Raw genomic sequence first — 13,313 nt, 5'->3', positions numbered from 1 at the left:
TCGCGTATGGTCCTCGGACGCTGAGGAACCCTCACGTCCAGGACGTAGGCCCTGATCCGGGCTTATACGTCAACGGGTGCCAAGCGTGACGGACGGCACTTACCCGGCTCTTGCATCGCGTCCCCCTCCTCGTGTCAAAATAGGACAAGGAGCCCGGGGGAGGGCTCCCTCCGCCCGCCTTTAGGGGGGAATCTCGGCATTGCACGCTTTTAGGGCGTCTGGTGACTCCTGATCGCCCTGTGACTGATCGTCACAGTGGCGTGACTGTCCGCTATGGCATGGTCCATCGGCTTCCGTCGCTGATGAACACCTGGGAGGGCAATTCCATCGGTTTGGCCGACGCGGCTGGACGGATGGTGTAGTTGTAGTGCCGAGGACAAGCCGTTCGTCCTATAACCGACTCGACTCGCGTCCGCCATTTCGGGCAACGCGGGTCAAGGTGCAGAATTTAGAGGAAAGAACCGAGAAGGTTCGGTTCTCCCGAGGAGGCCGCTCATGACCGCTCGCACCCCTGATGCCGAGCCGCTGCTGACCCCGGCTGAGGTCGCCACGATGTTCCGCGTAGACCCCAAGACGGTCACGCGGTGGGCGAAGGCCGGCAAGCTCACGTCCATCCGCACGCTCGGAGGGCACCGCCGTTACCGCGAGGCTGAGGTCCGCGCACTGCTCGCGGGTATCCCGCAGCAGCGCAGCGAAGCCTGAGTCACCGCATAACCGGACAAGTCGACGGATCCCCCAACCCGTCGAGGCGTCCACACCACAGCTCCAAGCGACGCGGGTTCTGCCCCAACAGAGCTCACGCCCAAGCGTTTTTGCCACATGAACAGGGTGCGTCGTAGATCGCGCTGGACTCCGCCGGGTCCAGCGCGATTTTTTTTGTGCGTTCCGAGGGCTCCGGCGGCCGGCCTGTGAGCGGCCTTGTCGGAGTCTGGGGGCGGGTGTCGGATCGGCTGTGAGGGTGGCCGTAGGGGAGTGCAATTGCACATATTAAATTGACTGGTTGTATGAGGGGGGTAAGTTCCACGTTTCTGAAAACATATGCGGTGACTCCCGTCACATGCCACAGTCCTTGTCGCTCGAGATCCTTCTGCGCTAAAGGAGTTGGGGCGTGAGGGACGCCTCGGGCCGGCACGCGCGCGAGGTGACGTCCGCGCGGGGAGTGGCCCCGGTCACGCCGTCGAGGGCCTTTCGTCCTCCGGGGCGCCCTCGGGGTCCTGCTCGTCGTTCGGGACGGCCTCCATGGCCAGCCGTGCGAGCTGGTGGCAGACGGGGCAGTGCCGCGTCAGGTGGCGGTACCCGGAGGCGGCCGCCAGATGGGCTCGGAGCAGAGCCCGGGTCTCGTGCCGGGCGGACACCGCCATACGCACCTCCAGAGGGCCGGCAGGGCGAGGGCCCTGGATTCCGGGGTACCGGCGGAATGTGACGCCGTCAAGGGACGCGAACGCGCCGCGGGAGCACCCCCGGAGGTCCGCGGCCGTGCACGGACCGGTGCGCGCACGTGAACGAGCGGCGCGGGCCCGGGAGCGCGCGGGACCGCCAGGAGCGAACGGGGTCCGGAGCGCACGGCGCCTGGAGTGCACGCCTCTCGGGGCGCCCGCCGTCCGGAGCGCGGGCGGGCGGACTCGCGGAGACGGGCGGGGTGATCGGGGAGGCAGACATGCGAAAAGGCCCGGAGCTTTCGCTCCGGGCCTTTCCTCGTGCGGTCCTGACGGGATTTGAACCCGCGGCCTCCACCTTGACAGGGTGGCGAGCACTCCAAACTGCTCCACAGGACCTTGATTCGCAGCGACTTGTTGTTGCTCCGTGGCTGCGAAACAGACTGTACATGAGGTCAGACCCCCGGGTCGAACTCACCACCCGTGCGGACGCCGTCACGGCACCGCGGCATCGATCGCCTTCACGATCCGCTTGTCGGAGACCGGGTACGCCGTGCCCAGCGCGTGGGCGAAATAGCTGACCCGCAGCTCCTCGATCATCCAGCGGATGTCCAGGACCGGCGAGGGCACCGGACGGCCCTGCGGAAGCTGCTCCAGGAGCCAGGCGTACTCGTCCTGCATCTCGTGGACCTTCTCCATGCGGCTGGTGTCCCGCTGGGCACCGGTCGGCATCTGCTGGAGACGACGGTCCGCGGCGACCAGGTAGCGCATCAGGTCGGGCAGCCGCCGCAGTCCCGTCGCCGTCACGAAACCGGGCTTCACGAGGGCGTCCAGCTGCTTTCGCACGTCCGCCAGGTTCGCGAGCAGGACCGGGCTCCTGAGGTCCTTCAGGCGGCGCTCACAGGCCTGCCAGGCGGCGAGCACCTGCTGCACCTGCCCGACCGTCCGCACGGTCGTGTCGACGATCTCGGCGCGCACCTTGTCGTACAGCTTCCGGTAGGACTCCTCGTCCCACGCCGGGCCGCCGAAGTCCGCGATGAGCTTGTCCGCGGCGGCCATCGCGCAGTCGTCGAAGAGCGCCTGCACCGAACCGTGCGGGTTCGCGGACAGGGCGAGCTTCTGGGCGTTGGTGAGCCTGTCCGAGGCGAACTTGCCCGGGTTCACCGGGATGTTCCGCAGGATCAGCCGACGGGTGCCCTTCCACATGGCCTCGGCCTGCTCGGCCTCCGTGTCGAAGAGCCGCACCGAGACGGTGTTCGCCTTCGGGCCGTCGTCGACCAGCGCCGGGTACGCCTTCACCGGCTGGCCGGCCCGGCGCGTCTCGAAGACCCGCCGGAGCGGGCCGAGCGTCCAGTCCGTCAGCCCGGAGCGTTCCAGGGACTCGCCGCCCTCGCGCTCCGCGGTCGCCGCGGCGGCCTGCGAGATCGCCTGGCGCGCCTTCGGCTTCAGCCGGAGCTTGAGGGACTCCAGGTCCTTGTCCTCGGCGAGTTTGCGGCGCCGCTCGTCGACGATCCGGAACGTCACCTTCAGATGGTCCGGGAGCCGTGACCAGTCGAAGTCGTCGGCCGTCAGCGGCACGCCGACCATGCGCTTGAGCTCGCGCGCCATGGTCAGCGTCAGCGGCTCCTGGAGCGGTACGGCCCGCTCCAGGAACTTCTGGGCGAAGTTCGGGGCCGGCACGTAGTTCCGCCGGATCGGCTTCGGCAGCGAACGGATCAGCTCCGTCACCACCTCCTCCCGCAGCCCCGGGATCTGCCAGTCGAAGCCCTCGTCCGTGACCTGGTTCAGCACCTGGAGCGGGATGTGGACGGTCACGCCGTCCGCGTCCGCGCCCGGCTCGAACTGGTAGGTCACCCGGAACTTCAGCCGCCCCTGGAGCCAGGAGTCGGGATAGTCGTCCTTGGTGACCGCCCCGGCCCGGTCGTTGATGAGCATCGAGCGCTCGAAATCGAGGAGTTCGGGCTCCTCGTGCCGCTTGCGCTTCCACCAGGAGTCGAAGTGCGCCCCGGACACGACGTGTTCGGGCACCCGCTGGTCGTAGAAGTCGTACAGGGTCTCGTCGTCGACCAGGATGTCCCGGCGCCGGGCCCGGTGCTCCAGCTCCTCGACCTCGGTGAGCAGCTTGCGGTTGTCGGCGAAGAACTTGTGGTGGGTGCGCCAGTCGCCCTCGACGAGCGCGTTGCGGATGAACAGCTCGCGGCTGACCTCGGGGTCGATCCGCCCGTAGTTCACCTTCCGCTGCGCGACGATCGGCACGCCGTACAGCGTGACCTTCTCGTACGCCATCACGGCGGCCTGGTCCTTCTCCCAGTGCGGCTCGCTGTACGTCCGCTTCAGGAGGTGGCCGGCCAGCGGCTCCACCCACTCCGGCTCGACCCGGGCGTTGACGCGCGCCCACAGCCGCGAGGTCTCGACGAGTTCGGCGGACATCACGAAACGCGGGGGCTTCTTGAAGAGCGCCGAGCCCGGGAAGATCGCGAACTTGGCGTTGCGGGCGCCCAGGTACTCGTTCTTGCCCGAGCCCCGCCCGCTCTCCGAGCCGGTCTCCTTCACGTCCTTCATGCCGATGTGCGAGAGCAGACCGGCGAGCAGGGACACGTGGACGCTCTGCTCGGGCGCGTCCTCCTCGTTCAGCTGGATGCCCATCTGCCGGGCGACGGTCCGCAGCTGGCTGTAGATGTCCTGCCACTCGCGGATGCGCAGGAAGTTCAGGTACTCCTGCTTGCACATGCGGCGGAACGCGGACGAGCCCCGCTCCTTCTGCTGCTCGCGGATGTAGCGCCACAGGTTGAGGAAGGCCAGGAAGTCGGAGGTCTCGTCCTTGAAGCGGGCGTGTTGCTGGTCCGCCTGCGCCTGCTTCTCGGACGGCCGCTCACGCGGGTCCTGGATGGAGAGCGCGGCCGCGATCACCATGACCTCGCGCGCGCAGCCGTTCTTGTCGGCCTCCAGGACCATCCGGGCGAGCCGGGGGTCGACGGGCAGCTGGGCGAGCTTGCGGCCGGTCGGCGTGAGCCGCTTGCGTACGTCCTTCTCCGTCGGGTCCAGCGCGTTCAGTTCCTGGAGGAGCTGCACGCCGTCGCGGATGTTGCGGTGGTCCGGCGGGTCGATGAACGGGAACTTCTCGATGTCGCCGAGCCCGGCCGCGGTCATCTGGAGGATGACGGAGGCGAGGTTCGTGCGGAGGATCTCGGCGTCGGTGAACTCCGGCCGGGCGAGGAAGTCGTCCTCGGAGTACAGCCGGACGCAGATGCCGTCGGACGTACGGCCGCAGCGGCCCTTGCGCTGGTTGGCGCTGGCCTGCGAGACGGGCTCGATGGGCAGCCGCTGCACCTTCGTGCGGTGGCTGTAGCGGGAGATGCGCGCGGTGCCCGGGTCGATCACGTACTTGATGCCCGGGACGGTCAGGGAGGTCTCGGCGACGTTGGTCGCCAGCACGATCCTGCGTCCGGTGTGCGGCTGGAAGACGCGGTGCTGCTCGGCGTGCGAGAGCCGGGCGTACAGCGGCAGTACCTCGGTGAAGCGGTAGTTCTTCTTGTTCAGCGCGTCGGCCGTGTCGCGGATCTCGCGCTCGCCCGACAGGAAGACCAGGATGTCGCCCTTGCCCTCGGCCTGGAGCTCCTCGACGGCGTCGCAGATCGCGGTGATCTGGTCGCGGTCCGCGTCCTCGGAGTCCTCCTCCAGGAGCGGGCGGTAGCGCACCTCCACCGGATAGGTCCGCCCGCTGACCTCGACGATCGGGGCGTCGCCGAAGTGCCGGGAGAAGCGCTCCGGGTCGATGGTGGCGGAGGTGATGACGACCTTGAGGTCCGGCCGCTTGGGCAGCAGCTGGGCCAGGTAGCCGAGCAGGAAGTCGATGTTGAGGGACCGCTCGTGGGCCTCGTCGATGATGATCGTGTCGTACGCGCGCAGCTCGCGGTCCGTCTGGATCTCGGCGAGCAGGATGCCGTCCGTCATGAGCTTGACGAAGGTGGCGTCCGGGTTCACCTGGTCGGTGAAGCGGACCTTCCAGCCGACGGCCTCGCCGAGCGGGGTGTCCAGCTCCTCCGCGACCCGCTCCGCCACCGTACGGGCGGCGATGCGGCGGGGCTGGGTGTGCCCGATCATGCCGCGCACGCCGCGGCCCAGCTCGATGCAGATCTTCGGGATCTGGGTGGTCTTGCCGGAGCCGGTCTCACCGGCGACGATCACGACCTGGTGATCGCGGATGGCCGCCGCGATCTCGTCCTTCTTCTGGCTGACCGGAAGCTGCTCGGGATACGTGACGGCGGGCACGCGGGCGCGGCGCTCGGCCGTCCGGGCCTCGCCCTTGGCCACCTCCGCCTCGATCTCGGCGAACACGGCGGAGCGGGCCTCGGGCTTGCGGATCTTGCGCGCGCCTTCGAGCCTGCGTCCGAGCCGGTGCGCGTCGCGCAGGGGCAGCTCGGCCAGGCGGGCGGCGAGATCGCCGAGGGCGGGGGCGGGGTGCGTAGACATACGCGGTCCAGGATCTCATCCCGGGGAAATCCGTGGCGAACCCTTTTGCCACCGCCGCGGGGGAGGGTCAGGGGGCGCGCGGCGCGGGCGGCGCGGGCGCCTCGGCCGCGGGGGTCCCGGCGCCGGGCGCGGGGGGCTCGGCGGCGGCGTGTCCGGGCTCGCGCCGGGGCGCCGATCCCAGGGCGATGGACCGGGCGGTGTTGGAGATGGCCTTGATGCCCAGGTAGGCGGTGGTCATGCTGCTCACCGCGGTGAACGCGGCGGTGAGCACGCCGACGATCACGGCCTTGTCGCCGTCGAGCTGCCAGACACCGAAGATCGCGATGCCGGCGATGGCGAGATTGCTCATGACGACCGCGGCCAGTCCGTACCGCGCCCGGTCCTTCTCCAGTTCTGTGTCCCGCGTGGCTGCGGTCTCGTTCCGGCTCATGTCCGTCCCCCCGATGGAACCCGATCGATCAGCCGGAGAAGCTAGCGCCGACCGGACGCGGTGCCAAGCGGACCGTCCCTTACCGGCCACGTCCGTTCCGGTGCGCGAAGGAGGGGCGGACCCGTCCGGGTCCGCCCCTCCTCAGCAGTTCCGAGCCCCTGAGGTTCCGTGAACGACGAAAACCCCCTCCGGTCGACCCGGAGGGGGTTTTCGTTCTTGTGGCTGGGGCCGGGGTCGAACCGGCGACCTATCGCTTTTCAGGCGATCGCTCGTACCAACTGAGCTACCCAGCCACGAGGCTTCCGGAGAAACCTCAGCGGTCCTGACGGGATTTGAACCCGCGGCCTCCACCTTGACAGGGTGGCGAGCACTCCAAACTGCTCCACAGGACCAAGCTGTTGTGTGCGAACCAGCGAAGCAAGTGTCGCACACGGTGTTGCGTGCCCCCAACGGGATTCGAACCCGTGCTACCGCCTTGAAAGGGCGGCGTCCTAGGCCGCTAGACGATGAGGGCTATCGGCCCGCCTGCGCGCTTTCCAGCGCGTCGGGGACGTGAGAAGCATATGGGATGGCGAGAGGTATCGCCAAAACGGTTTACGGGGAGGCCCCGGAAGGGGGCGTCGAGGGGCTGGGGGACGGGGCCGGCGAAGGGGTCGCGCCGGGCTGGTTCTCCTCCGCCAGATGACGGCTGACCTCGGCCGTCGTGAGGCCCAGGCCGCCCAGCCGGATCTCGTCCCAGGCCTGGAGCCGGCGGGTGTCACGGTCCAGGTAGAGGACCGAGGCCTCGATCGGGGCGGGGTACCGGCGCTCGACGGCCCGCAGCCCGCTCCCGCCCGTCGAGCCCTCGATGCGCAGCCGGGTGCCGTACTCCATGACCTCCGTCCCCTCGTGGTGCAGATGGCCGGCGAGCACCAGGGGAACCGTGCCGTCCGTCCCGCGGGCGGCGCGCGGTTCGTGGGCGACGGCGATGTCGACCGGGGTGCCCGCCGCGCGCTGGTCGCGCAGGGCCGAGGCCAGCCGGGCGCCCGCGAGGTCCTCCACCGTGTCGCCGCCCGGCACGGCCGAGCGGTCCGGCGTGAACTGCGGGTCGCCGATGCCGGCGAAGCGCAGGCCCGCGACCGTGACCGCCCGGCCGTCGTCGAGGACGTGCACGTTCCGCAGGCGTTCCAGGTAGCGCTGCGTCTCCGTGGAGTCGTGGTTGCCGCGCACCCAGACGTACGGGGCGCCCAGGTCGGGGATCGGGTCCAGGAAGCCGTTCTCGGCCGCCGAGCCGTGGTCCATCGTGTCGCCGGAGTCGACGATCACGTCGATGGCGTACTGCTTCACGAGCGAGGCGATGATCTTCCAGCTCGCCGGGTTCAGATGGATGTCGGAGACGTGGAGCACCCGGATCGTGGTCGGGTCGGGTTCGTAGGCGGGGAGGGTGGACGTGACGTCGTACAGCTTCGTCACGTTCGTCACCAGGCGCGCCAACTCCTTCTGGTAGACGTCGAATTCGCTGACGATGCTGCGGGCGTCGCCCACCAGGGACGGCGCGGAGGCGAGGAGCCCGGAGTACTTCGGCTCCAGGACCGACTCGGGGTTCCAGGTGGCGAATGCGGTCACCCCCGAACCGGCCAGCAGGCAGAGGGCGAGACCGCCGGAGGCGAGGGCGCGGCGCGGGCGGCGGTAGACCGCGAGGCCGAGGGCGGTGGCGCCGGCGACCACGGCCATGCAGGAGCGGACGGCCAGGTCGAGGGTGCCGTGCTCGACGTCCCGCACGATCTCGTCCTGGAGCCCGGCGAGGCGTTCCGGGTGCTCGACGAGGGCCTGGGAGCGCTCCGGGTCGAGCCGGTCCACATCCACGTCCAGGCGCAGCGGGGCCTCGTGGCTGCGCAGTTCCAGCGCGCCGAGAGGGGAGATGTTGATCTTCGTGCCGCCGGTGAGGGAGGGGCGCAGGGTCATGGTGGTGTTCATGGGGCCGACCGGGACGCGGACGTCTCCCACGGTCAGCAGTCCCAGCCAGGCTCCGAGCAGCACCACGCACACGAGCCCGAGGGCACGGGCGTACGGGTTCTGCCGGGCGGCGAGCTCGGGCACCGGGCCCTTGCCGCGGTCGTGGCCGGGGCGGCGGGTGAGCGCGTGCAGCGCCCGCCGGGCGCGGTCGGCCGTACGGCGGACGGTGGCGGTTGCGGCAACGGGGACGCGGGCCATTTGTGCCGTCTGCCCAGGGGATGGGGCGGATATGCGGGGTTCCGTCACCCTCGCGGGAGGGGTGCCCGGGAGGTCCGCCGCCGTGCCGGGCCGGGGCGGCGGGGGAGGGCGGGCCCGGGTCCGCCGCCGGACCGGTCAGCCCCAGCCCAGTTCGTGCAGCCGGTCGTCGTCGATGCCGAAGTGGTGGGCGATCTCGTGGATCACGGTCACGGCGACCTCGTGGACCACCTCGTCCGTGGTCTCGCACCTGCGCAGGGTGGGGCCCATGTAGATCGAGATGCGGTCGGGGAGCACCCCGGCGTACCACTCGCCGCGGTCGGTGAGCGGGGTGCCCTCGTAGAGGCCCAGCAGGTCGGGGTCGTCCGCCGGGGGCTCGTCCTCGACGAACACGGCGACGTTGTCCATGACCCGGGTCAGCTCGGGCGGGATCCGGTCCAGCGCCCGGCTCACGAGCTCTTCGAAGGTTTCGCGCGTCATCTCCAGCACCACGCCATTGTCGGTGACGATCCGCGGGTGGCGGGGTGCGACGGAGGCCCGGAGGGCCCGGAATCCGGCGGGGAGACCGAACCCCTGCCCCACATGGGGCATCTCGTACCATTTTCGGAGTGTTCTGTCGAATCGGCCTCGGCCGTCCGGTGATAGTGCGGGCATGACACGCATCCCCTCCGCGGCCCGTTCCGGTGCGCGCGCCCGCGCCCGCAAGGTCTTCCTCTGCGCCGCGCTCCTCGCCCTCGCGGTCCAGGCCGCCGTCGCGCCGGCGTCCGCCCAAGGGGCAGGACGCCGGTACGGAAGCGACTGTGTGCGGACCGCGAGGCCGCTCGGCGACGAGGCCCGCGAGGTCCTCGACATCACCCGGAAGGCCAAGGCCGACCTCCACCTGAACTCGGTGGAGCTGAAGGTCACCCGCGGCGGGCGGGAGATCCTCACCGACGCGCTCGGAGAGTCCATGACCGGTGTCCCGGCCGAGCCGGACATGCACTTCCGCGCCGGTTCCGTGGTCTTCTCCTACGTCGGCACGACCCTGCTGCAACTGGTCCAGGAGGGCAGGGTCAGCCTCGACGACACCGTGGAGCGCTGGCTGCCCGGCGTGCCCAAGGCGAACCAGATCACCCTGCGGATGCTGGCCAGCAACACCACCGGGCTGCACGACTACGTCACCGACCCGGCCTTCCTGGCCGAGCTGGAGGCCCACCCGTTCCGCCACTGGACCCCGCAGCAGTTGCTCGCGTACCCCTACAGCCACCCGTTCTGGTACGAGCCGGGCACCAACTGGAGCTATTCGCACGCCAATTACCTGCTGCTGATCCAGGCGCTGGAGAAGATCACCGGCACCCGGATCGACAAGCTCCTGCGGGAGCGCGTCACGGGACCGCTGGGTCTCGACGACACGCGGAACAACTTCACCCCCGACATCCCGCGTCCGGTCGTGCACGCCTTCACGTCCGAGCGCGGCCTGTACGAGGAGTCCACCTTCTGGAACCCCTCGTGGACCACGGCGCCCGGTGCCGTGATCACCACGCACGTCTGCGACCTGGCCCGTTCGGCGGCCGGCATCGGCAGCGGCGCGCTCATCTCGCGCAGCTCCTACCGCACGCTGCTCGACCCGGGGACGGTCGGTCTCGGGCACCCGACCGCCACCTGCCCCGCCACCGTCTGCCTGGAGCAGACCGAGGCCAGGCACTTCGGGCTCGGCGTCATCGTGATCAACGGATGGGTCCTGCAGAACCCGTCGTTCTCGGGCTACGCGGCGATCCAGGCGTACCTCCCGTCCGAACGCCTCGCCATCGCGGTCAACGTGACCAAGACGAAGGACACGCCCGACGGCAACCAGGCCGAGGTGGTCGCCCAGCGCATCGCGGCCGCGCTGGCCCCGGAGGCTCCGCTGGCGATCGTCTGACCCGCGGCGCCCTCCCGGACCGCGCCCCGCCGCGCGGGAGGGCGGGCTCCACCGACGCCCCCGCGGCCCCTCCGGGCCCCGGGGGCGCGTGTCCTCCCGCGGGCGGCGGGAGTTGGAGAGGGGGAACTCCCGTTTCTCCCCACGCTCCCGGCTCCTTCCGGGCGGGGGACACCCCGTTCGGAGGTGGCCGCCCGTGCGCGCCTTGTACGTACCCGTCCGTCTGGCCGCGGCGGTCGTGGCCGTGGCCGCCGCCGCCGGCTGCATGAGCGTCGGTGACGACGCGGGGCGGCCGGTGCCCTCGCACTCGGCGGAGAGACGGGCCGACGGGGTGCCCGACGGCGGGGCCGTGGTGGGCGGCGCCGGGATCGGGTCGTACGGCGGGAAGGGCGGCAAGCACGGGAAGGGCGGCAAGGGCCGGGTGAAGCCGGGGAAGTCCGCGCCCGACGACGCGTCGGCGTCCGTCTCCCCGGGCGCGGGGCCGTCCGTGGACGTGACGGAGAAGAGCGGGGACCCGTCCGGGGACCCGGCGCCGCCGGGCGACGAGCCGAGCCCCGCGGGTACGTCGGCGGAGCCGACCCCCGAGCCCCCGCCGGCCTCGCCGTCGTCGGCGCCGCCCGCCCCCGGGACGGCGGAGCCGTCGTCGTCGGCGCACGAGCAGCCGGTGACGCAACTGATCCAGCGGGAGCCGGCCCCCGAGGCGGGTTCGCCCGTGTAGCGGGCGGCCGGGGAGCGGGACGGGGGCCGAGGGCGGGCCCAGGGCGCCGGCGCCGGTCGCGCCGGGCGCCGTGGCCGGGGCGGAACCGGCCGTCGTGGACGGCGCGGGGCGGTCGTGGTGCCCGCCGGGGTCCTCGGTCCGGTGGATCGGGCCGGTGTGGCGGGGTTCACGGGTCCCGGGGCCGTGGATGTGGTCCGTTCAACAGCGCGACCGGCGCGGCCGAGGTAGCTTTGATGGCGCGAGCAGGTGGCCAAGAACGCATCCCCACCTGGTCGTATGAGGCTCAGTTTGCCTTCATGGGGGAAGGGTGCGTATGGTAGTAGATCGTTTGATCCCATTTGCCCGGCGCCGCCGCAGAGAGCGCCGCGTGGCGCGTACTCTCCCTTGCCGTGGCCGGACCGCATAGAGGCGGTCGTTTGCGACTTCACGGAGTTTGGGCGCGTGCCGAGGAAACTCCGGAAGGTTCGCATTTCGCATGTCTGTTTCCAGTACTGATCACGTCGTCGTGCCCGAGAACGACGAGAACAACGACGCGGTCGAGGCTGTCGAGACCGTCGAGTCCGCCCCCGAGGTCACCTTCGCGGACCTCGGTCTCCCCGAGGGCGTCGTCCGCAAGCTCGCGCAGAACGGCGTGACCACCCCCTTCCCGATCCAGGCCGCGACCATCCCGGACGCCCTGGCCGGCAAGGACATCCTGGGCCGTGGCCGCACCGGCTCCGGCAAGACCCTCTCCTTCGGTCTGCCGACCCTGGCGCAGCTCGCCGGCGGCCACACCGAGAAGAAGAAGCCGCGCGCCGTCATCCTGACGCCGACCCGTGAGCTGGCCATGCAGGTCGCCGACGCGCTGCAGCCCTACGGCGACGTCCTCGGCCTGAAGATGAAGGTCGTCTGCGGCGGTACGTCGATGGGCAACCAGATCTACGCCCTGGAGCGCGGCGTCGACGTCCTCGTCGCCACCCCGGGCCGACTGCGCGACATCATCAACCGCGGCGCCTGCTCGCTGGAGAACACCCAGATCGCCGTCCTCGACGAGGCCGACCAGATGTCGGACCTGGGCTTCCTGCCCGAGGTCACCGAGCTGCTCGACCAGATCCCGGCCGGCGGCCAGCGCATGCTGTTCTCCGCCACGATGGAGAACGAGATCTCCACGCTGGTCAAGCGCTACCTGACCAACCCGGTCACGCACGAGGTCGACAGCGCCCAGGGCAACGTCACGACCATGTCGCACCACATCCTCATCGTGAAGCCCAAGGACAAGGCGCCGGTCACCGCCGCGATCGCCTCCCGCAAGGGCCGCACGATCATCTTCGTCCGCACCCAGCTGGGCGCCGACCGCATCGCCGAGCAGCTGCGCGAGGCCGGGGTGAAGGCCGACGCGCTGCACGGCGGCATGACCCAGGGCGCGCGCACCCGGACGCTGGCCGACTTCAAGGACGGCTACGTCAACGCGCTCGTCGCCACCGACGTCGCCGCCCGCGGCATCCACGTCGACGGCATCGACCTGGTCCTGAACGTGGACCCGGCCGGCGACCACAAGGACTACCTGCACCGCTCCGGCCGTACCGCCCGCGCGGGCCGCTCCGGCACCGTCGTGTCGCTGTCGCTCCCGCACCAGCGCCGCCAGATCTTCCGGCTGATGGAGGACGCGGGCGTCGACGCCGCGCGTCACATCATCAACTCGGGCACGGCCTTCGAGCCCGAGGTCGCCGAGATCACCGGCGCCCGGTCGATGACCGAGGTCCAGGCCCAGTCCGCGGGCGACGCCGCCCAGCAGGCCGAGCGTGAGGTCACGCAGCTCACCAAGGAGCTGGAGCGCGCGCAGCGCCGTGCCGTCGAGCTGCGCGGCGAGGCCGACCGTCTGGTCGCCCGTGCCGCGCGTGAGCGGGGCGAGGACCCGGAGGTGGCCGTCGCGGCCGCCGCCGAGGCCGCCGCCGAGCAGGCCGTCGTCGAGGCCCCGGACGCCCCGGCCGTCGTCGAGGCGGACGAGCGTCCCGCCTACGAGCCGCGTCAGCGCCGCGACGAGCGGGGCAACTACGAGCGTCGTGACAACGACCGCGGTGGCTTCCGCCGTGACGGTGACCGTGGTGGTTTCAACCGCGACGACCGTGGTGGCCGTTCGTTCGAGCGTCGTGACGGCGACCGTGGTGGCTTCCGCCGCGATGACAACCGTGGTGGTTTCAACCGCGACGACCGTGGCGGCCGTTCGTTCGAGCGTCGTGACGGCGACCG

Annotated in this window: 9 protein-coding genes and 4 tRNA genes; 4 read left to right on the top strand and 9 right to left on the bottom strand. The window is 70.8% G+C overall.

Features of this window, described 5'->3' with window-relative positions; translation table 11 throughout:
• The first annotated feature begins 495 nt into the window (after window positions 1-495).
• The gene (gene bldC, locus CW362_RS40185) at window positions 496-702 is read left to right on the top strand and encodes a developmental transcriptional regulator BldC (RefSeq protein ID WP_003949541.1); all 207 of its coding nucleotides are present in this window, start codon (window positions 496-498) and stop codon (window positions 700-702) included.
• Between the two features lie 467 nt (window positions 703-1,169).
• Here the strand turns inward: bldC and CW362_RS40180 are convergent, their stop codons facing one another.
• The 9 genes from CW362_RS40180 to CW362_RS40140 all read right to left on the bottom strand — a co-directional run bounded on the left by CW362_RS40180 (window position 1,170) and on the right by CW362_RS40140 (window position 8,958).
• Window positions 1,170-1,361 (bottom strand): DUF6274 family protein, encoded by a 192-nt coding sequence (locus tag CW362_RS40180; RefSeq protein WP_103554533.1) that lies wholly within the window; start codon window positions 1,359-1,361, stop codon window positions 1,170-1,172.
• A gap of 339 nt (window positions 1,362-1,700) precedes the next feature.
• Window positions 1,701-1,775: transfer RNA gene (locus CW362_RS40175), tRNA-Asp, on the bottom strand.
• A 96-nt stretch (window positions 1,776-1,871) separates the two neighbouring features.
• On the bottom strand, window positions 1,872-5,849 hold the full coding sequence (gene hrpA / locus CW362_RS40170) for an ATP-dependent RNA helicase HrpA (RefSeq protein ID WP_103554532.1): 3,978 nt from the start codon (window positions 5,847-5,849) through the stop codon (window positions 1,872-1,874).
• Between the two features lie 67 nt (window positions 5,850-5,916).
• Complete coding sequence (locus tag CW362_RS40165; protein WP_240658307.1) at window positions 5,917-6,279, bottom strand: hypothetical protein; 363 nt, start codon at window positions 6,277-6,279, stop codon at window positions 5,917-5,919.
• Window positions 6,280-6,498: 219 nt separating this feature from the next.
• A tRNA-Phe gene (locus CW362_RS40160) sits at window positions 6,499-6,572 on the bottom strand.
• Window positions 6,573-6,596: 24 nt separating this feature from the next.
• Window positions 6,597-6,671: transfer RNA gene (locus CW362_RS40155), tRNA-Asp, on the bottom strand.
• Between the two features lie 49 nt (window positions 6,672-6,720).
• Window positions 6,721-6,793: transfer RNA gene (locus CW362_RS40150), tRNA-Glu, on the bottom strand.
• 80 nt (window positions 6,794-6,873) lie between these two features.
• Window positions 6,874-8,472, bottom strand: coding sequence for a metallophosphoesterase family protein (locus CW362_RS40145; protein ID WP_103554531.1), 1,599 nt, complete (start codon window positions 8,470-8,472; stop codon window positions 6,874-6,876).
• Window positions 8,473-8,607: 135 nt separating this feature from the next.
• Window positions 8,608-8,958: a metallopeptidase family protein gene (locus tag CW362_RS40140; protein WP_103554535.1), complete on the bottom strand. Its 351-nt coding sequence runs from the start codon at window positions 8,956-8,958 to the stop codon at window positions 8,608-8,610.
• Window positions 8,959-9,121: 163 nt separating this feature from the next.
• On the opposite strand from CW362_RS40140, the gene CW362_RS40135 reads away from it, so the two are divergent.
• The 3 genes from CW362_RS40135 to CW362_RS40125 form a co-directional block, all read left to right on the top strand.
• On the top strand, window positions 9,122-10,369 hold the full coding sequence (locus tag CW362_RS40135) for a serine hydrolase domain-containing protein (RefSeq protein ID WP_103554530.1): 1,248 nt from the start codon (window positions 9,122-9,124) through the stop codon (window positions 10,367-10,369).
• A 193-nt stretch (window positions 10,370-10,562) separates the two neighbouring features.
• On the top strand, window positions 10,563-11,084 hold the full coding sequence (locus CW362_RS40130; RefSeq protein WP_103554529.1) for a hypothetical protein: 522 nt from the start codon (window positions 10,563-10,565) through the stop codon (window positions 11,082-11,084).
• 475 nt (window positions 11,085-11,559) lie between these two features.
• Window positions 11,560-13,313: DEAD/DEAH box helicase (locus tag CW362_RS40125; RefSeq protein WP_103554534.1), on the top strand; the 1,754-nt coding region annotated here is incomplete at its 3' end.

This window comes from Streptomyces populi (assembly GCF_002911015.1).
Lineage (GTDB): Bacteria > Actinomycetota > Actinomycetes > Streptomycetales > Streptomycetaceae > Streptomyces > Streptomyces populi.
The sequence above is the reverse complement of the archived record's forward strand: the minus strand, read 5'-3'. Positions and strand labels throughout refer to the sequence as shown.